We start from the raw sequence: 17,250 nt of genomic DNA, 5'->3' as shown, positions 1-17,250 counted from the left end.
GGGGATTGTAGAGCCGCACATCATCGCCTGCACCGCGTTTCACCGACGTTAAACGATGTGCCGCCCGGGCTTACCCCGCGTGGCGCGCCGCCAGCACTGCCACCGCGTCGTCCAGCGAGAGGCCACGCGCACGCAGCAGCACGGTCAGATGGAACAGCAGATCGGCCGACTCACCCAGCAGCGCGTCATCGTCCTGGACGACCCCGGCCAGCGCGGTTTCGACGCCCTCCTCGCCCACCTTCTGCGCGATGCGGCGGATGTCGCCCTCGAACAACGACGTGGTGTAACTGCCGGCCGGGCGCTGCTGCTCACGTTCGCGCACCACGGCATCCAACCGGCCCAGGAAGTTGCCCGGCGCCTGCGGGAAGCAGCTTTCGCTGCCGGTGTGGCAGGTCGGCCCGGCCGGGCGCGCACTGACCAGCAGGGTGTCGTTGTCGCAGTCGATCCGCACGGCCGTCACCGCGAGCACATTGCCGGAGGACTCGCCCTTGGTCCACAGCCGCTGCTTGCTGCGGCTGTAGAAGGTCATGTGGCCGGTGGCCAGGGTCTGCTCCAGCGAAGCCGCGTTGGCGTAGCCGAGCATCAGCACGCGCAGCGTGTCCGTATCCTGCACCACCACCGGCAGCAGGCCATCGCCCTTGCCCCAGTCCAGTTGCGCCAGCGCAGCGCGCGACGGGCGCACGTCAATGGAATTTACTTCAATAGACATCTCGAACCTCGATCTGCTGCTCGCGCAGGAACTGCTTGAGCGCGGGAATGGCGATGGCCCCGCCGTGGAAGACACTGGCGGCCAGCGCGCCATCGACGTCGGCCTGGTCGAACACATCGGCGAAGTGCTGCATCTCGCCGGCGCCACCGGAGGCGATCAACGGCACCTGGCACAGCGCGCGCGCCTGACGCAGCTGGGGCACGTCGTAGCCGCGGCGGACGCCATCACTGTCCATGCAGTTCAGCACGATCTCGCCGGCACCCCGGCGCTGCGCCTCCACCAGCCAGTCCAGGGTGCGCACCGCCACCGCCTGGGTTTTGTCCGGGTCGCCACTGAAGCGGCGCACCCGCCATTCGCCATCCGGTTCGCGCACCGAATCGATGCCGACGACCACGCACTGCACGCCGAACGCATCGGCCAGTTCTTCAATGAGCTCCGGCCGGCCCAGCGCCGGGGAGTTGATCGAAATCTTGTCGGCGCCGGCGTGCAGCACGCGCCGCGCGGTCTCGACATCGCTGATGCCGCCAGCCACGCAGAACGGGATGTCGATCAGGCGCGCGATGCGCTCGATCCAGGCCACGTCCACGGCGCGCCCCTCCGGACTGGCGCCGATGTCATAGAACACGAGTTCGTCCGCGCCCTGGTCGCGATAGCGCATCGCCAGCTCGGCGATGTCGCCCATGTCCACGTGGTCACGGAAACGCACGCCCTTGACCACGCGACCATCGCGCACGTCCAGGCACGGGATCAGGCGGCGGCTCAGCATGCCAGCGCTCCTTCCAGGGTCATGCGCCCTTCCAGCAGCGCCTTTCCGAGGATCGCGCCGCCGCAGCCGACGGCCTTGGCCTGGGCCACGTCGTCGGCATCACGCACGCCGCCGGAGGCCTGTACCGCCACGCCCGGCAGCAGGCGCGCCAAGTGTTGGTACAGATCGATGTTCGGCCCCGAAAGCATGCCGTCGCGGGCGATATCCGTGCACAGCAGGTGCCGCATGCCGGCCTCGGCGTAACGCTGGGCCAGCACGTCCAGGGTGTCCTCGGCGGTCTCGGTCCAGCCATGCACAGGCAGCAGCCAGCGACCATCCTCGGCCTGGCGCGCGTCGAGCGCGATGGTGAGCCGTTCAGGGCCAAAATCGCGCAGCCAGCCAATCACCGTGTCCGGCTCGCGGACCGATACCGAGCCGACCACCACGCGGGTAGCACCGGCATCGAGGATGCGCGCAACGTCATCGCACGAACGCACGCCGCCGCCGGTCTGCACCTGCAGGCCGGTCTGCGCCGCGATCGAGGAGAGCAGCGGTGCCAGGGTGTAACCGCCCGCACGGGCTGCATCCAGATCCACCAGATGCATCCAGCCCGCGCCCGCCGCGGCAAACGCCTGCGCGCGCGGCAGCGGGTCATCGCCGTAGGTGGTCTGCTGCGCGTAGTCGCCCTGCAGCAGGCGCACCACGCGGCCTTCGCGGATATCCAGGGCGGGATAGACGATGAAACTCATGTCGGTTCGTTCTCGATGAAATTGCGCAGGATGCGCGCGCCGGTGTCGGCCGAACGCTCCGGATGGAACTGGGCACCACTGTGCCGCCCGCGCTGCACGACGGCCGCGAACAGCCCGCCGTGATCGCAGGCGGCCACGGTGTCTTCGCCCAGCGGCGCGGCGTAGCTGTGGACGAAGTAGGCACTCGCCCGTGCCGGCACGCCGGCCAGCAGCGGCGACTCACGCAGCGGCAGCAGCCGGTTCCAGCCCATGTGCGGCACGCGGATGCCGGTTGCAGGGCGAAGGTGGCGCACGACCCCGGGCAAAAGGCCCAGGCATTCGACATGGCCTTCTTCAGAACCATCGAACAGCAGCTGCATGCCCAGGCAGATGCCGAGCAGCGGCACCTGCAGGTCGCGCAGCGGCTGGACCAGACCCTGTGCATGCAGGCGTGCCATGCCGTGCGGGGCCGCGCCGACGCCGGGCAGGATCACCCGCGAGACGCCCTCCAGGCCCTGCGCATCGCGGACCAGCCGCACCTGCACGCCCAGCCGCTCCAGCGCATAGCGGACCGAACCGAGGTTGGCGCCACCCGCATCGATCAGCGCAACCTCGGTCACAGCGCCCCCTTGGTGCTCGGCAGCGCGGTGCCCTGGCGTGGCAGGGCCTGGCGCAGCGCGCGGGCCAGCGCCTTGAAGCAGGCTTCGACCTTGTGATGGTCATTGTCGCCGCGCACGCTCAGGTGCAGGTTCAAGCCCGCCGCATCGCACAGCGAGCGGAAGAAGTGCGGCACCAGCTCGGTCGGCATGTCTCCCACGCGCTCGCGCTTGAACTCGCCTTCGAACACGAAATACGGGCGGCCGCTGAAATCCAGTGCGGCGCTGGCCAGGGTCTCATCCATCGGCAGGGTGAAGCCGTAGCGGCCGATGCCACGCTTGTCGCCAAGCGCCTCGCGCAGGGCCTGGCCCAGCGCCAGGCCGGTGTCTTCAATGGTGTGGTGCTCGTCGATGTGCAGGTCGCCCTCGGCCTGCACGCTCAGGGCGAAGCCGCCGTGCTTGCCGATCTGCTCCAGCATATGATCGAAGAACGGCAGCCCGGTGTGGGTCTGCGGTTCGGCGGTGCGATCCAGATCGACCTCGACCCGGATCCTGGTTTCCTTGGTGTTGCGCTGCACGGTGGCCCGACGCGGCGCATCAGCCAGCTCGTGCGCGATCGAGGTCCAGTCCCAGTCGCCGCCGAACTGTTCGGTGCGCAGCTGGAAGCCACGAATCTTCATGTTTTCGGCGAACTGGATGTCGGTCAGGCGGTCGCCCACCATCGCCGAGCGTGCCCAGTCGATGCTGCGGTCCTGCAGGTACGGCAGCATCAGGCCGATGCCCGGCTTGCGGGTCGGCGCGTTGTCCTGCGGCCAGGTGCCGTCGATCAGCACGTCACGGAAGGTGATGCCCTGGCTGGCGAAGATCTGCAGCATCAGGTCGTTGGGGCCGTCGAAGCTGGCCTGCGGATAGCCCTCGGTCCCCAGGCCGTCCTGGTTGCTGACGATCACGAACTGGTAGCCGGCATCGCGCAGCTTGAGCATCGCCGGGATCACATCGCGCACGAAGCGCAGCTTCTCGTAGGCGTCGATCTGGAAATCGGCGGGCTCTTCGATCAGGGTGCCGTCGCGGTCGACGAACAGAATCGGGGTCATGCGGCAGCCCTCCGGGCCGTCAGGGCAGCGAGTACGCGGTCGTTCTGTTCCGGGCTGCCGACGGTGATGCGCAGCGCATCGCCCAGCTGCGGCGCGGCGCGCTGGTCACGCACGACCACACCGGCCGCGAGCAGCGCATCGAACGCGCCCTGTGCGTCGGCGAAGCGGGCCAGCAGGTAGTTGCCCTGCGAGGGATAGACGCGCAGCACGCCGGGCAGCGTGGCAAGGCCGGCCTGCAGCCGCGCGCGTTCGGCCTTGATCTGTGCGATGCGCTGGCTGGTCACTGCGAGGTTCTCGGGGTCAAGGCCTGCCAACGCGAGCTCGGCACAGGGTGCGGGCACGGGATACGGGGCCTGGCAGCGGCGCAGCACCTGGATCAGGGCGGCATCGGCGATCAGGCTGCCGATGCGGGCGGCGGCCAGCGCATGCGCCTTGGACAACGTCCGCAGCACGGCGATGTTCTCGTAGCGGCCCAGCAGCGTGTTGGCGGAGGCCTGCTCCGCATACTCACCGTAGGCCTCGTCCACCACGACCAGCGCCCTGCCCTGCAATGCGGTGGCCACGCGCTCGATCTCGGCCAGCGTGATCACGCTGCCAGCGGGATTGGACGGCGAGCACAGGAACACCAGCTTGGCGTTGCCCGACAGCGCAGCGCCGATCACCGCATCGATATCGGCAACCAGCGCATCGCCCTGCTCGACCAGCGGCACCTCGATCACCGGCGCGTTCTGCAGGCGGGCGCAGACGGCGTACATGCCGAACACCGGCGGCGTGGTTACCACGGCATCCCGGCCCGGCTCGCACAGGGCGCGCACCAGCAGATCGATGGCCTCGTCACTGCCACGGCCGATCAACAGCTGCTCCGGCGCGCAGCCATAGAGCTCGGCCAGCCGATCACGGAGGGCGGCCGGCTGCGGATCGGGGTAGCGGCGCGCGACACCGGTGACGTCAGCCGGATTGGCCCAGGCCGATTCGTTGGCGTTGAGCCAGACATCGCCGACCAGCGCGCTGCTGCGCGCCGAGGAGTACCCGGTGAACGCCTGCAGGTCCTCGCGGACCAGCGACAGAAAGGATCCGGTGCTCATGCCGCCGCCTCCATGCGCAGGGTCACGGCATTCTCGTGCGCATCCAGGCCTTCGGCGCGCGCCAGCACGCGGGCGCACTCGCCGATCGCGGCGATGCCCGCAGCGGTGGCCGACTGCACGCTGATCAGGTTCTGGAAGCTGGCCACGCTGACGCCGCTGTAGGCGCGCGCGGCGCCCGCGGTCGGCAGCACGTGGTTGGTGCCGCTGCAGTAATCGCCCAGCGCTTCGGGGGTGTAGTCGCCGAGGAAAACCGAGCCGGCCGCTTCCACCTTCTCAAGCCACGCGCGCGGATCGCGCAGCGCCAGGATCAGATGTTCCGGCGCATACCGGTTGCTGATCGCGAACGCATCCTCCAGCGCATCGACCAGGATCAGGCGCGAGGACGCCAGCGCCTGCGCGGCGATCTCCGCGCGCGACAGCTCCGCCAGTTGCGCTTCAACCTCAGCTTCAACCCGGTCGACCATGCCTGCGTCGTCGGTCAGCAGCAGCACCTGCGAATCCGGACCATGCTCGGCCTGCGAGAGCAGATCGGCCGCGACGAACGCGGGATTGGCGCCGGCGTCGGCAATGACCAGCACTTCCGACGGCCCAGCCGGCATGTCGATCGCAGCGGCGCCGTCCTGGGCCACCTGCTGCTTGGCTTCGGTCACGTAGCTGTTGCCCGGGCCATACAGCTTGTCGCAGGCCGGGATGCTGTCGGTCCCGTACGCCATCGCCGCGATCGCCTGCGCGCCGCCCAGCTTGAACACGCGGTGCACACCGGTCAGGCGCGCGGCCACCAGCACCGCGGGATCGGCGCTGCCGTCCTTGCGCGGCGGCGTGCACAGCACGACTTCCCGGCAGCCGGCCAACTGTGCGGGCACGCCCAGCATCAACGCGGTCGACGGCAACGGCGCGCTGCCGGCCGGCACATACAGACCCACCCGACCGATCGGGCGCACCACACGCTCGCAACGCACGCCGGGCGCGGTTTCGACCGCATACCCCTGGCTCATGCCGGCCGTGTGGAAGGTCCGGATACGCGCGGCGGCATCGATCATCGCCTGGCGCAGTTCGGCCGGGACGGCCTGTTCGGCGGCGGCGAACTCCGCCTCGCTGACCTCGAAGCTCTCCGGTGCCACCCCGTCGAAGCGCAGGGTGATCTCGCGCAGCGCGGCATCGCCGCCTTCGCGCACCGCCGCGATCAAGGCCGCGACGGACTCACGGGTACGCGCCGCCACGGCCTGGACCGGGCGTTGCAGCGCCTGCGCCCGGGCGCCGGCATCCAATTGGGACCACGTCAAACGATTCATGCCAGCGACCGCTCCACACTCAACACCATCAAGCCCTGCGCGCCCGCGCGCTCCAGGTCCTCCAACCGCTGCCAGGTCAACGCACCGTGGCACATCGTCTGCAAACGCAGGTGGCCGCCGTCATCGGGCAGCTGCACCAGCGGATCGGCATCGGGCAGCAGGCGGGTCAGCTCGGAGACCCGGTCCAGCGCGGCGCGGAACATCAGCAGCTTGCTGTCCTGCACCTTCACGACGCCATCGAGGCGGCGCAGCAGCATCGCCATCAGGCCGGCGCGGGCGTCATCGGGCGTGCGTACCGGCCCGGCCAGCACCGCTTCGCTTTCCAGCAGGGTTTCGACCGGCTTGAGCTGGTTGGCGGCCAGGGTGGCGCCGCTGGAGACCAGATCGCAGATCAGATCGGCGGTGCCCAGCCGCGGGGCGATCTCGACCGAGCCGGACAGTTCGACCACCTGCGCATCCACGCCGCGCTCGGCCAGCCAGTCGGCCAGGATCGCGGGGTAGCTGGTGGCGATGCGCTTGCCGGCCAGCTGCTCCACGCCCGTCCATTCCCACTCCTCCGGCACCGCCAGCATCAAGCGGCACTGGCCGAAGTTGAGGCCGCGCAGCGCCTGGTAGGCGTCCGGCAGGCCGATCCGGCGGCGCGCAGCGCCCTGCTCGTCCAGCTCATTGCGGCCGACGATGCCGAAATCGCACACGCCATCGGCGATCAGGCCGGGAATGTCGTCATCGCGGACCAGCAGCAGGTCCACCGGCAACGACTCGCCGTAGCAGAACAGCTTGTCGCGGCTCTGCCGCCAGCTCAGCCCGCAGGCGGTCAGCAGGCTGCGCGCAGGCTCGGCCAGCCGCCCGTTCTTCTGGATGGCGATACGCAGCCGGTCACGTGCCGGGGCGGTCTGGGTTGCACTCATGGGGGAGGTCTCTACTCGGATTCGGGGGAGGTCGGCGTGGCGGCGATGGCGGCGGCGTAACCGCCGTGGCCGTGGTCCAGCGAGCGCGCCACGCGCCCGGTGGTGGTCACGCTGACCCCGGTCAACTCATGGATCTCGCGATACGGCACGCCCTGCTGCAGCAGCGGCACGACCTTCCAGCGGTCGGACAGCGCCTCCAGCTCGGCCGGCGTGCACAGGTCGCGCAGGAACGCGGTCACCGCCTCGGGATCGGAGAGGGCAGCAAAGGCGCGCGCCAGCGAGGCCAGATCGGCCTGGGCATCTTTTTCACGGGGGATCGGACGTAGTTTCATCGTATCAATGTAATAGCGTGCTATTACATTAGCCCAAACGAGGGGGCACGGTCAAACCGCTGCAGTGAGCGGACCGGGAGTGTTCAGGGTCCGGAAACGAACAACGCCCGCGTGGGCGGGCGTTGTTCCAGGTCTCCAAGGAAGCGTGCCGACCCCCGGTCGGCACCTACCGGCAGCGGACCTCGGCGCGCAGGGCGCCGCTGCCGAGGCATTCGCCCAACAGGCTGCCCTGGCGGCTGGGAAGCTGCTCCAAGGCCTCCAGGGGGCCTGCGCCGTTGGGGCACACGCTGCTGGCCAGCTCGCGCAGGTCGTGCTCCAACAGCTGCTGGTCAACCATGTGGCAGCGATCGACGGTCAACCGGTAATGCCCGGGGCCGATCCGCTTGCTGCGGAGCTGCGGGTCGCTCTGGCAGCCGGCGAGCAGGAGCAGCATCAGCGCCCCTGCGGCGGCCTGCTTCATGCCATCGCCTTGGCCTGCTCCAGCTCGACCTGCAGCGCGCTGGCCAGCTCGTCGCGGGCGACCTCGAACTGCTGCTCGCGCAGCAGATCCTTGACCGCGACCACGCCACGCGCCAGCTCGTCCTCACCGGCCAGCACGACGAAGCGGATGCCCGCCTTGGCCGCGTACTGGAACTGCTTGCCGATCTTCTTCGGCTCCATCTGCACTTCGGCATTGATGCCGCCGACGCGCAGGCGACGGGCGATATCCAGCGACTCGGGCAGGCCGTTGTCGTCCATCAGGGCCACCAGCGCGTGCACGCTGCTGTCCTCGATACCGGCGATCAGGCCGGCTTCGCGCAGCTGCCAGAACAGGCGGGTCAGGCCGATGGAAATGCCCACGCCCGGCAGCTTGGACTTGCTGTAGTGGCTGGCCAGGTCTTCGTAACGGCCGCCGGAGCAGATCGAGCCGATCTGCGGGTGGTCGGTCAGCGTGGTCTCGTAGACGGTGCCGGTGTAGTAATCCAGGCCGCGCGCGATGGAGAAGTTCAGGCAGTACGCGGTTTCCGGCACCCCCAGCGCCTTGACCAGCTGCAGCACTTCGCGCAGTTCGGCCACGCCCTGCGTGAGCGTTTCGCTGGCGGCGCCATCAACCAGCAGCGCATCCAGCTGCGCCAGCGCATCGGCATGGCTGCCCGAGCGCACGGCCACGAACGCCAGGATGCGCTCGACCTGCTCGGCCGGAATCTCGAAGCCCTCGCCCACCAGCGTCTCGCGCACGTAATCGGCGCCGCGCTTGTCCAGCTTGTCCACTTCCCGCAGCACGGCCAGCTGACGCTCGCCATCGGCCACGCCCAGGCTTTCGAAGAAGCCGCGCATCAACTTGCGGTTGTTGAGCTGCACCGAGAAATCGCCGATACGCAGTTCAGCGAACACCGCATGGATGACCGCCAGCACTTCGGCGTCGTAGCGGGTGCTCAGCGTGTCCTTGCCGATCACATCGATGTCGCACTGGTAGAACTCGCGGAAGCGGCCACGCTGGGCGCGCTCGCCACGGTACACGCGCTGCATCTGGTAGCGGCGGAACGGGAAGGTCAGGTCGTGCTCGTGCTCGGCGACATAACGTGCCAGCGGCACGGTCAGGTCGAAGCGCAGGGCCAGTTCCGGCAGCGCTTTCTCTTCCGCTTCGGCGGCGTTGGCCAGCGCACCGGTGGACTGCACGAAATACACCTGGCGCTCGGTCTCGCCGCCGGACTTGGTCAGCAGCACATCGGACAGCTCGAACACCGGCGTCTCCACCGGCAGGAACCCGAACCGCTCGTAGTTGCGGCGGATGACGTCCAGCATGCGCTGGAACGCGATCTGCTCACGCGGCAGCAATTCCATGATGCCGGGCGGCGTACGGGGCTTGATCACTTGCGGGACTCCTGCGGAAACGGGGGGATGAGCGAGCGGCATATTCTAGCCGCAGCCGGCGCAACGAGCCGCATCCGGGCGCCGGGAGCCGGGCCAAGGGCGGCATGAAGTATCATGGGCAGGCCCCGCTTGCTGACCTGACATGACCCGGCCTCACCCCGGTACCGCGCTTTCCGCTGTTGAAGACCCCGCCGCCCCCGGCTGCTCGCCCCTGCGCGACTGCCTGCATTGCTCGGTCCGGCACCTGGCGGTCTGCTCGGCGTTGTCGCCGGATGAAGTGCAGGCACTCGAACGGGTCACCGTCTCCCTGGCACTGCCGCTGGGCTCCACGCTGGCCCGTGCCGGTGAGCCCCGCCAACATGTCTATACGATTACGGCCGGTGCGCTGCGGCTGGTCCGCACGCTGGCCGACGGTCGGCGCCAGATCAGCGGCTTCGTGCTGCCCGGCGATTTCCTCGGACTGAGCGGCAGCGATCATCACCGTTACGATATCGAAGCCATCGCCGACAGCCGCGTCTGCCGCGTGGCCCTGCCGCAGATGAAGGACCTGCGCTCGCGCTTCCCGCACCTGGAACGCAAGCTGCTGCAGCGCGCGTGCCAGGAGCTGGATGCCGCCCAGGACGCCGCGATGGCGCTGGGCCGACTGCAGCCGGCCGAGAAAGTCGCCGATTTCCTGCTGCGCCTGGCCGCGCGCGAAGCACTGCTCGGTGAACCCGGCCTGCGCGTGACCCTGCCGATGGGCCGTGGCGACATCGCCGACCATCTTGGCCTGACCATGGAAACGGTCAGCCGCACCTTCACCAAGCTGCGCCAGCAGGGCCTGATTGCCCTGCCCCATCTGAACACCGTCGAGATCCTGGACGAAGCCGGCCTGCAGAAGCTCTCGGCCGACGAATCCTACTAGGCGTGCCGGGCGCTGCCCGGCTGCTCCGGCTTCCGCGCGTCAACCGCCTCACCCGCGCAACAGCACCTCGCGCAGCGCGCCATACTCGGGGGCACATGCCTCGGCCGTCGCGGGCCGCTCCAGCAAGGCGGCCAGTGCCGGCGGCACCTCCAGCGGCTTCCCGATCAGCGGCTCCACCACCGACTCGAACTTGGCCGGATGCGCCGTCGCCGCGACCGCCCAATGTCCCTGCACGCCCGCAGCCCGCAGATGCTCCAGGCGCGCCACTGCGGTTGCCGTGTGTGGACAGAAGACTTCGCCATGCAGGTCATGGCGGCGGCGGATCAGTTCGCGGATCGCCGCATCATCCACCGCCTCGGCAGTGAACGCGGCCCGGAGCGCCACATCATCTTCGTTGTACAGCCAGCGCAGCCGCTCGAAGTTGCTCGGCGCGCCCACGTCCATCGCATTGGCGATCGTCGCCACGCTGGTCCGCGCCTGGTAGGCCTCGCCGTGGAAGTAGCGCGGCAGCACATCGTTGGCATTGGTGGCCAACGCGATCTGCCCCAGTGGCAAGCCCATCGCGCGCGCCAGGATCGCCGCCATCGCATTGCCGAGGTTGCCGGTGGGAATCACCAGGTTCAGCACGTGGCCGGTCTGGGCCTGGTGCACCAGCGCCGCATGCGCGTAGTAACTCATCTGCGGCAGCCAGCGGCCCAGGCTGATGCTGTTGGCCGAGCTCAACGGCACCTGCTCCTGCAGCCCGCGATCGCCCAGCGCCTGCTTCACCATCGCCTGGCAATCGTCGAAGGAACCGGCCACCCGCAGCGTCTGGATGTTGTCGCCGAAGCAGCCCAGCTGATGCGCCTGCCGCGGCGAGACCCGGCCCTCCGGGTACAGCACCACCACGCGGATCCCGGGCTGGCGGTGAAACGCAGCCGCGACGGCGGCCCCGGTGTCCCCCGAGGTGGCGACCACGATCGTCAGCGGTCGTTCTCGCCCCTGCTGCAAGCGGGCCAGGCATGCGGCCAGGAAGCGCGCACCGAAGTCCTTGAACGCTGCGGTCGGGCCATGGAAGAGCTCGAGGACATGATCATCGGCGGTCGCCAGCGGACGCAGCGGCGCATCGAAATCGAAGGCCTGCCCGCACAGCTCGGGCAGCGCTTTCTCCAGGGCATCGTCATGGAAATACGGGGCCAGCACCGCCGCGGCGGTCTGTGCGAAGGAACCCTGCGCTGACCAGCTCTGCAGCTGCGGGCGATGGTCGGGAACATACAGGCCGCCGTCCGGGGCGAGGCCGGCGGCAAGCGCCTGGCTGAGCGAAGCGGCGGGTGCAGCGTGACGCGTGGAAACAAACTTCATCGGATATCCCAACGTAGAAAGAGTGGAAGCGTCACAGCAGGCGCGCGGCGGGGGCATTCAGGGGCGACACCCAGCCCTGACTCGCGAAGCCTGCGTCCGCGAACGCCTGCTGGACCGCGCCCTGCGCAGCAAGCGCAGCATCACGCTGCTCGAACCAGGCAAACACGCTCGGCCCCGCGCCGGAGATGCTGGCGCCCATCGCTCCGGCATCCAGTGCCGCATCGCGCGCGGCGGCAAACCCGGTGATCAGACCGGCCCGACGCGGCTCCACCAGCACGTCACGCAGGCCGGCGCGGACCAGCGAGGCATCGCCGGTGTAGCAGCCACTGAGCACCAGCGCCAGGTTCGCGCTCTGCGCAACGAATTCGCCCAGAGCGTAATGCCCCTGCAGCGCGGCGCGTGCGCGACGCGTCTCCAGCACCGCATCCGGATGCACCAGCAGGCTGTGCCACGCCGCCGGGACCGGCACCGGCACCAGGCGATCGGCGGTGCTCAGGACCAAGCCACCCAGCAGCATCGGGCCGAGGTTGTCGCCATGGCGGCCACCACTGGCCACCGCCTCGCCGGTCAACGCGAACGGATACAGTGCCTCACGCGACAGCGGCTGCGGCAACAGCGCATTGGCCGCGACCAGCGCCGCCACGCATGAGGCGGCCGAGCCGCCCATCCCCGAGCCCAGCGCGATGCCCTTGTCGATCGCCAGCTCGAATCCAAACGGCAGATCCAGCGCGGCGCGCAGCGCGATCAACGCGGCGCCGGCGGTGTTGTCCTCGGCGACCCGCGGCAGATCCACCGTGGTGCCGCGGATCGCGTGGATGCGTACCACCGGCTCCGCGATACGCCGCACCGTCACGGTATCGCCGACGCCCTCGATGGCGTGGCCGAGGATGTCGAATCCCACCCCCACATTGCCGACCGAGGCCGGCGCGAACGCACGTGCTTCAACGATGCTGCCGTCACTCACAGGCGTGCTCCTTCGCCCACCGCCACGCGCAGCACATCGGCGAACACGCCGGCGGCGGTGACCTCCGGCCCGGCGCCCGGGCCCTGCACCACCAGCGGGTTGTCGCAGTAGCGGCGCGTGGTGAACTGCACCACGTTGTCGGTCAGTCGCAGGTTGGCGAAGGCATGCCCGGCCGGCAGTGCGACCAGGCCGACTTCAGCACCGTCCGGCGTCAGGCGCGCCACATAGCGCAGCACCGCGCCGTCCGCTTTGGCGACTGCCAGGCGCTCGGCGAACACCGCATCGATCTGCGGCAGGCCGGCCATGAAATCGTCCACGCTGGCCTGGCGCAGTGCTTCAGGCACCAGACTCTCCACGCGCACCTGCTCCAGGCTGAGCTCACGGCCCGCCTCACGCGCCAGGATCACCAGCTTGCGCGCCACATCCACGCCGGACAGATCATCACGCGGGTCCGGCTCGGTATACCCCATGCCCCGCGCCTGGCTGACCAGCGCGGAGAACGGCACCTGGCCATCGTATTTGTTGAACAGCCACGCCAGCGTGCCGGAGAAGATGCCGTCGATCGCCAGCACTTCATCGCCGGTATCGACCAGGTCGCGCAGCGTGGTGATCACCGGCAGGCCGGCACCCACCGTGGCCTCGTAACGGAAACGCGCGCCGCTGCCGGCGGCCGCCTCGCGGATCGCGTGATAGCGCTCCAGCGGACCGGCGCCGGCCTGCTTGTTCGGGGTGACCACGTGGATGCCCGCCGCCAGCCAGCCGGCATAGCGGTCGGCCACGTCGGCACTGCCGCTGCAGTCGATGATCAGCGCGTGCGGCAGGTGGGCGGAGAGCAGGTGTTCGGTGAATGCGTCCAGATCGCTCGGCTGCGCAGGACCGGACAGCGCCGCGCGCCAGTCGCCTTTCAGGCCGCGCTCGTCCAGCACCATCCGCGTGCGCGAGGCGACCGCGCGCAGGCGCAGATCCACATTGGCGCGGCCGAGCAACTGCCCCTGCGCCGCCTGCAGCTGATCCAGCAGCGCCGCACCCACGTTGCCCGGGCCGATCACACCGACCGAGAACGTCTGCGGCGACAGCCAGAAGCCGGCATGCGCCGCACGCAGGGCCTTGGTGGCGTGGCGGCTGTCCACGGCCACGGAGATGTTCCGCTCGGAGGAGCCCTGCGCGATCGCCAGGATGTTCACCTGTGCGCGGCCCAGCGATTCGAACAGGCGCGCGGCCACGCCGGGCTGCCCGGCCATGCCATCGCCGACTGCGGCCAGCACGCTGACGTTGTCGGTGAGCTGCACGCGCTGCACCTGGCCCAGGCTCAACTCGTGGGCGAAGGCCTGCAACAGCGACTCGCGCGCACGCACGGCCTCGGCCTGTTTCACCACGCAGCAGATCGAATGTTCGGAGGAGCCCTGCGAGATCATCACCACCGACACATGCGCATTGCGCAACGCCGCGAACACACGCTCGGCCGTGCCCGGCACGCCGATCAGGCCGGTGCCTTCCAGATTGAGCACGGCCAGGTCCGGGCTCAGGGTCAGCCCCTTGATCGGGCCGGAGGCGGTGCGCTCGGCGGTGATGCGCGTACCCGGATGATCCGGGTGGAACGTGTTGCGGATGATGATCGGCAGGCCACGCTCGATCGCCGGGGACATCGTCTGCGGGTGCACCACCTTCGCGCCGAAGTACGCCAGCTCGCAGGCCTCGTCGTAACTCAGCGCTTCCAGCTGGACCGCCTCCGGCACCACCCGCGGATCGGCTGATAGCACGCCGTCCACATCCGTCCAGATGTGCAGCTCATCGGCGTTGAACAGCGCGGCGAAGATCGCACCGGAATAGTCGCTGCCGTTGCGGCCGAGCGTGGTGATGCGGTCCTGGCGGTCGCGGGCGACGAAGCCGGTCGCCACGATGCGCACCTGCGGGTGCTGCAGGCGCCACTGGGCCAGGCGTTCGGCGCTGCGCACCCAGTCCACATCCACGCCCAGCTCACCGCGTTCGATCACCAGCACATCGCGCGCATCCAGCACCGCGCAGTCTTCGCCCAGCGTCTGCAGGTATTTCCCGAGCAGCTGGGCTGAATACACCTCGCCCATGCCCTGCACGCGGTCCAGCACCTCGGCGGGCAAGCCACCGATCACCGCCAGCGCGCCCAGCACCTCGGCCAATTCGTCGAAGCGCTGGTCCAGCCACTCCACGGTCGCGCCGGCGTGCTCACCGAGCAGGGCCACCGCCGCGCCGCGATGGCGCGCCCGCAGCGCATGCCACTGCTCGCGCCAGGCCGAGCCCTCTTCGGCCGCCAACGTCGCCACCGCGATCAGCGCATCGGTGACGCCCTTCATCGCCGAGACCACGGTGACCTGCATCGCCTCGTCACGCGCCAGCAGCAGCTGCGCCACGTGGCGATAGCGTTCGGCATCGGCGACCGAGGTGCCGCCGAACTTGTGGACCACGGTGGCCACGCCGGCCCGCGACGCGACGGAGACGGCAGGCAGGGCGGAAGGTGGAGCGGAAGCGGCGACAGAAGACATGCTGACCTCGATGGGAGGCCCCGCGTCATATCAGGTTCGAGAGTCTCCCCCGCCACCTGATCTGGGTGCGGGGCCGTGGTTTTCGGAAATTACGCGAAGACGACGGGCCGCACCGGGCGAGTGGTGGCGGTGGTAATGATGGTGGTACCGGTCGACACGGCCTGGCCGCCCGCGGAGGCGGGAACGAGCAGGTGGGCGTGGGCGACGGTGATGACCATGGGCCAAGAAAACTACGCCGCCGCCCTGCTTGTCAAGTGCTGCATCGCAAAAGATCGCCGCACGTCATCTGCACTGATCGTCGGCCAACAAGTTGCGAATGACACCATCCAGGCGGCACAACGGCTGCCCTAGCCAACGTGCTCGGCCACCGCCGCGGGCGGCCGATGCGCATGCGCGCACATCAGCACGCCGGACACCAGGCAGATGATCGCCACCGTCTCCATCAGCGTCGGCCAGCGCTGCTGCCAGGCAAACCCATAGAGCAGCGCGAACAGGGTTTCAAACACGATCATCTGCCCGGTCAGGGTCAACGGCAGGTTGCGGCTGGCGCGGTTCCAGCACGCGTTGCCGAGCACCGAGGCGACCACGGCGACGCCTGCGCTGATCAGCCAGAAGTTCAGCCACTCGCCGGGGGGATGCACGGTCGCGCTGGTCAGAAAGGCGCTGGGCACCAGCACCAGGGCGAGCCCGCCGGTGGTGATGCCGGTCAGCAGCGACCAGTCGTGCCCGGACAGGTCCGGCCGGCGCGCCAGCCAACGGCTGTTGCCGATCGAATACACCGCCCAGGACAACAAGGCACCGACCGCGCACAGCAGGCCCAGCAGCCTTCGCCCGGCCGAGCCCTCGGCGTGTTCGGCCATCAAGGCCTCATAGCCCACCAGCGCCACGCCGAGCAGGCACAGCAGCAGCGCAGGGGCCAGGCGTCGCAGCGGCACGGCGCCTTCCTCGCGCACGCCGGCCAGGGTCACCACCACCGGAATCAACCCGACGATCAGCGAAGCGGCGGCACCGCCGGCCCACTGCACCGCGTTGGCCAGCAGCAGGAAATAGACCAGGTTGCCGGCCAGGCTCAGCCACAACAGGCCCCGCCACTCGGGCCAGCCGAGCCGTTCCTTGAGCTGCCGCCAGCGCGGTGCCAGCAGTACCACGGCGATCAGGCCATAGACCAGGTAACGGCCGGCCGAGAGCTGCACGGCGTTGAAGCTGTGCAGCATCGCCGGGGCGAGGAACACCACGCCCCACAGCGCGCCGGCGGCGATGCCATTGGCGATGCCCACGCCCATCGATCGTTTCATTGTGGCTCGCGCTTGTGCATTGGCCGCGCAGTGTAGGAGCCGCGGGCGGCGGCGTCTTGACCGAGGCTACTGCCGCCGGAACGCCTGCGGGGTCAGCCCGGTTTCCCGGCGCAGGGCACGGGTCAGCGCACTGTGCTCGGAATACCCGGCATCCAGTGCGATCGTGGCGATGCTGTCGGTGCTGGTGAGCAGCCGATGCTTGGCCCAGCGCAGCCGGCAGGCGCTGAGCCAAGCCTGCGGCGGCACCCCGAACTCCTGCACGAAGGCCGCGTGCAGGCGGCTGCCGCTGATCCCGACCAGCGCCGCCATGCGGGCCACGTTCCAGTCCGCGCCAGGATGGGCCGTCAGCCGCGTGCACAGCGCATGCAGCCGCCCTGCGCTGCCGGCGGGCGCGTACTGCTGCAACAGCACGGCCAGCAGATCGTGGTTGGCGTGCTCTGCCGCACCCGTGAGGCGCTGCCGCAACCCCTGGGGCAGGGCCAGCCAGCGCTGGCGGCGCAGGTGGTCGAGCGTATCGTCATCGATCACCCCGGCCGGGCAGTCGACGATCAGCATCAGGTGGTCGCCATCGCCGGTTTGCGCATGTCCCTCGCCGGGCGCCACGAAGGCCCCCTGCAGCACATCCAGGCGGCCGCCAACCGCATCGACCTCAACATCCAGGTCTCCGCGCAGCGGCAGCACCCATTGCGCAAAGTCGTGCCGGTCCACGTCGCTGGACGTTCCGTAACACCGCAGGTGGCAGGCGCTGGCAGGCATGCCGATAGTCTGCGCGCAGGGCAAAGGGCACCGCAAGCCGCGCTTGCGCGTACCATGGCGGCCGACCCGTACAACATGGAGCGTTTACCGTGGCCTGCACCATCGTTCCCCTGAGTGATCGCCCCGAC

At 69.4% G+C, this 17,250-nt stretch carries 19 protein-coding genes; 2 read left to right on the top strand and 17 right to left on the bottom strand.

Annotated elements, in window-relative coordinates:
* Window positions 1–70: 70 nt before the first annotated feature.
* The 11 genes from hisIE to hisS form a co-directional block, all read right to left on the bottom strand.
* Window positions 71–709, bottom strand: a complete 639-nt coding sequence (hisIE, locus tag ABE434_RS05120) for a bifunctional phosphoribosyl-AMP cyclohydrolase/phosphoribosyl-ATP diphosphatase HisIE (RefSeq protein WP_346478066.1) — start codon at window positions 707–709, stop codon at window positions 71–73.
* On the bottom strand, window positions 699–1,475 hold the full coding sequence (gene hisF / locus ABE434_RS05115) for an imidazole glycerol phosphate synthase subunit HisF (RefSeq protein ID WP_346478065.1): 777 nt from the start codon (window positions 1,473–1,475) through the stop codon (window positions 699–701). The genes hisIE and hisF overlap by 11 nt, the downstream gene beginning before the upstream one ends.
* On the bottom strand, window positions 1,469–2,203 hold the full coding sequence (hisA, locus tag ABE434_RS05110; protein ID WP_346478064.1) for a 1-(5-phosphoribosyl)-5-[(5-phosphoribosylamino)methylideneamino]imidazole-4-carboxamide isomerase: 735 nt from the start codon (window positions 2,201–2,203) through the stop codon (window positions 1,469–1,471). The genes hisF and hisA overlap by 7 nt, the downstream gene beginning before the upstream one ends.
* Entirely contained in the window at window positions 2,200–2,802 is a 603-nt protein-coding gene (gene hisH / locus ABE434_RS05105) for an imidazole glycerol phosphate synthase subunit HisH (protein ID WP_176989876.1), read from the bottom strand. The genes hisA and hisH overlap by 4 nt, the downstream gene beginning before the upstream one ends.
* Window positions 2,799–3,872: a bifunctional histidinol-phosphatase/imidazoleglycerol-phosphate dehydratase HisB gene (gene hisB / locus ABE434_RS05100; protein WP_346478063.1), complete on the bottom strand. Its 1,074-nt coding sequence runs from the start codon at window positions 3,870–3,872 to the stop codon at window positions 2,799–2,801. The genes hisH and hisB overlap by 4 nt, the downstream gene beginning before the upstream one ends.
* Window positions 3,869–4,957: a histidinol-phosphate transaminase gene (hisC, locus tag ABE434_RS05095; RefSeq protein WP_346478062.1), complete on the bottom strand. Its 1,089-nt coding sequence runs from the start codon at window positions 4,955–4,957 to the stop codon at window positions 3,869–3,871. The genes hisB and hisC overlap by 4 nt, the downstream gene beginning before the upstream one ends.
* A complete protein-coding gene (hisD, locus tag ABE434_RS05090; RefSeq protein ID WP_346478060.1) occupies window positions 4,954–6,249 on the bottom strand; it encodes a histidinol dehydrogenase in 1,296 nt (431 codons plus the stop codon). The genes hisC and hisD overlap by 4 nt, the downstream gene beginning before the upstream one ends.
* Window positions 6,246–7,157 carry an ATP phosphoribosyltransferase gene (gene hisG / locus ABE434_RS05085; RefSeq protein ID WP_121036643.1) on the bottom strand — a complete coding sequence of 304 codons (912 nt, stop codon included), beginning with the start codon at window positions 7,155–7,157 and terminating at the stop codon, window positions 6,246–6,248. The genes hisD and hisG overlap by 4 nt, the downstream gene beginning before the upstream one ends.
* Before the next feature lie 11 nt (window positions 7,158–7,168).
* Window positions 7,169–7,489: a YerC/YecD family TrpR-related protein gene (locus tag ABE434_RS05080; protein WP_019183008.1), complete on the bottom strand. Its 321-nt coding sequence runs from the start codon at window positions 7,487–7,489 to the stop codon at window positions 7,169–7,171.
* A 166-nt stretch (window positions 7,490–7,655) separates the two neighbouring features.
* Window positions 7,656–7,949 carry a hypothetical protein gene (locus tag ABE434_RS05075; RefSeq protein ID WP_346478059.1) on the bottom strand — a complete coding sequence of 98 codons (294 nt, stop codon included), beginning with the start codon at window positions 7,947–7,949 and terminating at the stop codon, window positions 7,656–7,658.
* Complete coding sequence (gene hisS / locus ABE434_RS05070; protein ID WP_346478058.1) at window positions 7,946–9,343, bottom strand: histidine--tRNA ligase; 1,398 nt, start codon at window positions 9,341–9,343, stop codon at window positions 7,946–7,948. Before hisS ends, ABE434_RS05075 begins: the two co-directional genes overlap by 4 nt.
* Window positions 9,344–9,485: 142 nt before the next feature.
* Here hisS and ABE434_RS05065 point away from each other — a divergent pair, with 142 nt between their 5' ends.
* Window positions 9,486–10,247: a helix-turn-helix domain-containing protein gene (locus ABE434_RS05065; protein ID WP_179459088.1), complete on the top strand. Its 762-nt coding sequence runs from the start codon at window positions 9,486–9,488 to the stop codon at window positions 10,245–10,247.
* A gap of 48 nt (window positions 10,248–10,295) precedes the next feature.
* On the opposite strand, the gene thrC is transcribed toward ABE434_RS05065, so the two are convergent.
* The 4 genes from thrC to ABE434_RS05045 all read right to left on the bottom strand — a co-directional run bounded on the left by thrC (window position 10,296) and on the right by ABE434_RS05045 (window position 15,289).
* The gene (thrC, locus tag ABE434_RS05060; RefSeq protein ID WP_346478057.1) at window positions 10,296–11,588 is read right to left on the bottom strand and encodes a threonine synthase; all 1,293 of its coding nucleotides are present in this window, start codon (window positions 11,586–11,588) and stop codon (window positions 10,296–10,298) included.
* Between the two features lie 31 nt (window positions 11,589–11,619).
* Window positions 11,620–12,552, bottom strand: a complete 933-nt coding sequence (locus ABE434_RS05055) for a homoserine kinase (protein ID WP_346478056.1) — start codon at window positions 12,550–12,552, stop codon at window positions 11,620–11,622.
* The gene (gene thrA / locus ABE434_RS05050; protein ID WP_346478054.1) at window positions 12,549–15,071 is read right to left on the bottom strand and encodes a bifunctional aspartate kinase/homoserine dehydrogenase I; all 2,523 of its coding nucleotides are present in this window, start codon (window positions 15,069–15,071) and stop codon (window positions 12,549–12,551) included. The genes ABE434_RS05055 and thrA overlap by 4 nt, the downstream gene beginning before the upstream one ends.
* Window positions 15,072–15,160: 89 nt before the next feature.
* Window positions 15,161–15,289 carry a hypothetical protein gene (locus ABE434_RS05045; protein ID WP_257018595.1) on the bottom strand — a complete coding sequence of 43 codons (129 nt, stop codon included), beginning with the start codon at window positions 15,287–15,289 and terminating at the stop codon, window positions 15,161–15,163.
* Between ABE434_RS05045 and ABE434_RS05040 the strand changes: the two genes are divergently transcribed.
* Window positions 15,288–15,422: a hypothetical protein gene (locus ABE434_RS05040; protein WP_275135820.1), complete on the top strand. Its 135-nt coding sequence runs from the start codon at window positions 15,288–15,290 to the stop codon at window positions 15,420–15,422. The genes ABE434_RS05045 and ABE434_RS05040 overlap by 2 nt on opposite strands.
* Here ABE434_RS05040 and ABE434_RS05035 read toward each other — a convergent pair.
* Window positions 15,419–16,366, bottom strand: coding sequence for a DMT family transporter (locus ABE434_RS05035; RefSeq protein ID WP_346478053.1), 948 nt, complete (start codon window positions 16,364–16,366; stop codon window positions 15,419–15,421). The genes ABE434_RS05040 and ABE434_RS05035 overlap by 4 nt on opposite strands.
* A gap of 66 nt (window positions 16,367–16,432) precedes the next feature.
* Window positions 16,433–17,122, bottom strand: coding sequence for an AraC family transcriptional regulator (locus tag ABE434_RS05030; RefSeq protein WP_346478052.1), 690 nt, complete (start codon window positions 17,120–17,122; stop codon window positions 16,433–16,435).
* Between the last annotated feature and the right edge of the window lie 128 nt (window positions 17,123–17,250).

The organism is Stenotrophomonas sp. TWI1183, assembly GCF_039673115.1.
GTDB lineage: Bacteria > Pseudomonadota > Gammaproteobacteria > Xanthomonadales > Xanthomonadaceae > Stenotrophomonas > Stenotrophomonas maltophilia_AA.
The sequence above is the reverse complement of the archived record's forward strand: the minus strand, read 5'-3'. Positions and strand labels throughout refer to the sequence as shown.

Bases quoted from the DNA above. Each gene is read 5' to 3' on its own strand.
- ABE434_RS05040 (WP_275135820.1), top strand. From the start codon at position 15,288: ATGGGCCAAGAAAACTACGCCGCCGCCCTGCTTGTCAAGTGCTGCATC.
- ABE434_RS05035 (WP_346478053.1), bottom strand. From the start codon at position 16,366: ATGAAACGATCGATGGGCGTGGGCATCGCCAATGGCATCGCCGCCGGC.
- thrA (WP_346478054.1), bottom strand. From the start codon at position 15,071: ATGTCTTCTGTCGCCGCTTCCGCTCCACCTTCCGCCCTGCCTGCCGTC.
- hisG (WP_121036643.1), bottom strand. From the start codon at position 7,157: ATGAGTGCAACCCAGACCGCCCCGGCACGTGACCGGCTGCGTATCGCC.
- hisD (WP_346478060.1), bottom strand. From the start codon at position 6,249: ATGAATCGTTTGACGTGGTCCCAATTGGATGCCGGCGCCCGGGCGCAG.
- hisA (WP_346478064.1), bottom strand. From the start codon at position 2,203: ATGAGTTTCATCGTCTATCCCGCCCTGGATATCCGCGAAGGCCGCGTG.
- ABE434_RS05075 (WP_346478059.1), bottom strand. From the start codon at position 7,949: ATGAAGCAGGCCGCCGCAGGGGCGCTGATGCTGCTCCTGCTCGCCGGC.
- hisB (WP_346478063.1), bottom strand. From the start codon at position 3,872: ATGACCCCGATTCTGTTCGTCGACCGCGACGGCACCCTGATCGAAGAG.
- thrC (WP_346478057.1), bottom strand. From the start codon at position 11,588: ATGAAGTTTGTTTCCACGCGTCACGCTGCACCCGCCGCTTCGCTCAGC.
- hisIE (WP_346478066.1), bottom strand. From the start codon at position 709: ATGTCTATTGAAGTAAATTCCATTGACGTGCGCCCGTCGCGCGCTGCG.
- ABE434_RS05045 (WP_257018595.1), bottom strand. From the start codon at position 15,289: ATGGTCATCACCGTCGCCCACGCCCACCTGCTCGTTCCCGCCTCCGCG.
- ABE434_RS05030 (WP_346478052.1), bottom strand. From the start codon at position 17,122: ATGCCTGCCAGCGCCTGCCACCTGCGGTGTTACGGAACGTCCAGCGAC.
- ABE434_RS05080 (WP_019183008.1), bottom strand. From the start codon at position 7,489: ATGAAACTACGTCCGATCCCCCGTGAAAAAGATGCCCAGGCCGATCTG.
- hisF (WP_346478065.1), bottom strand. From the start codon at position 1,475: ATGCTGAGCCGCCGCCTGATCCCGTGCCTGGACGTGCGCGATGGTCGC.
- ABE434_RS05065 (WP_179459088.1), top strand. From the start codon at position 9,486: ATGACCCGGCCTCACCCCGGTACCGCGCTTTCCGCTGTTGAAGACCCC.
- hisC (WP_346478062.1), bottom strand. From the start codon at position 4,957: ATGAGCACCGGATCCTTTCTGTCGCTGGTCCGCGAGGACCTGCAGGCG.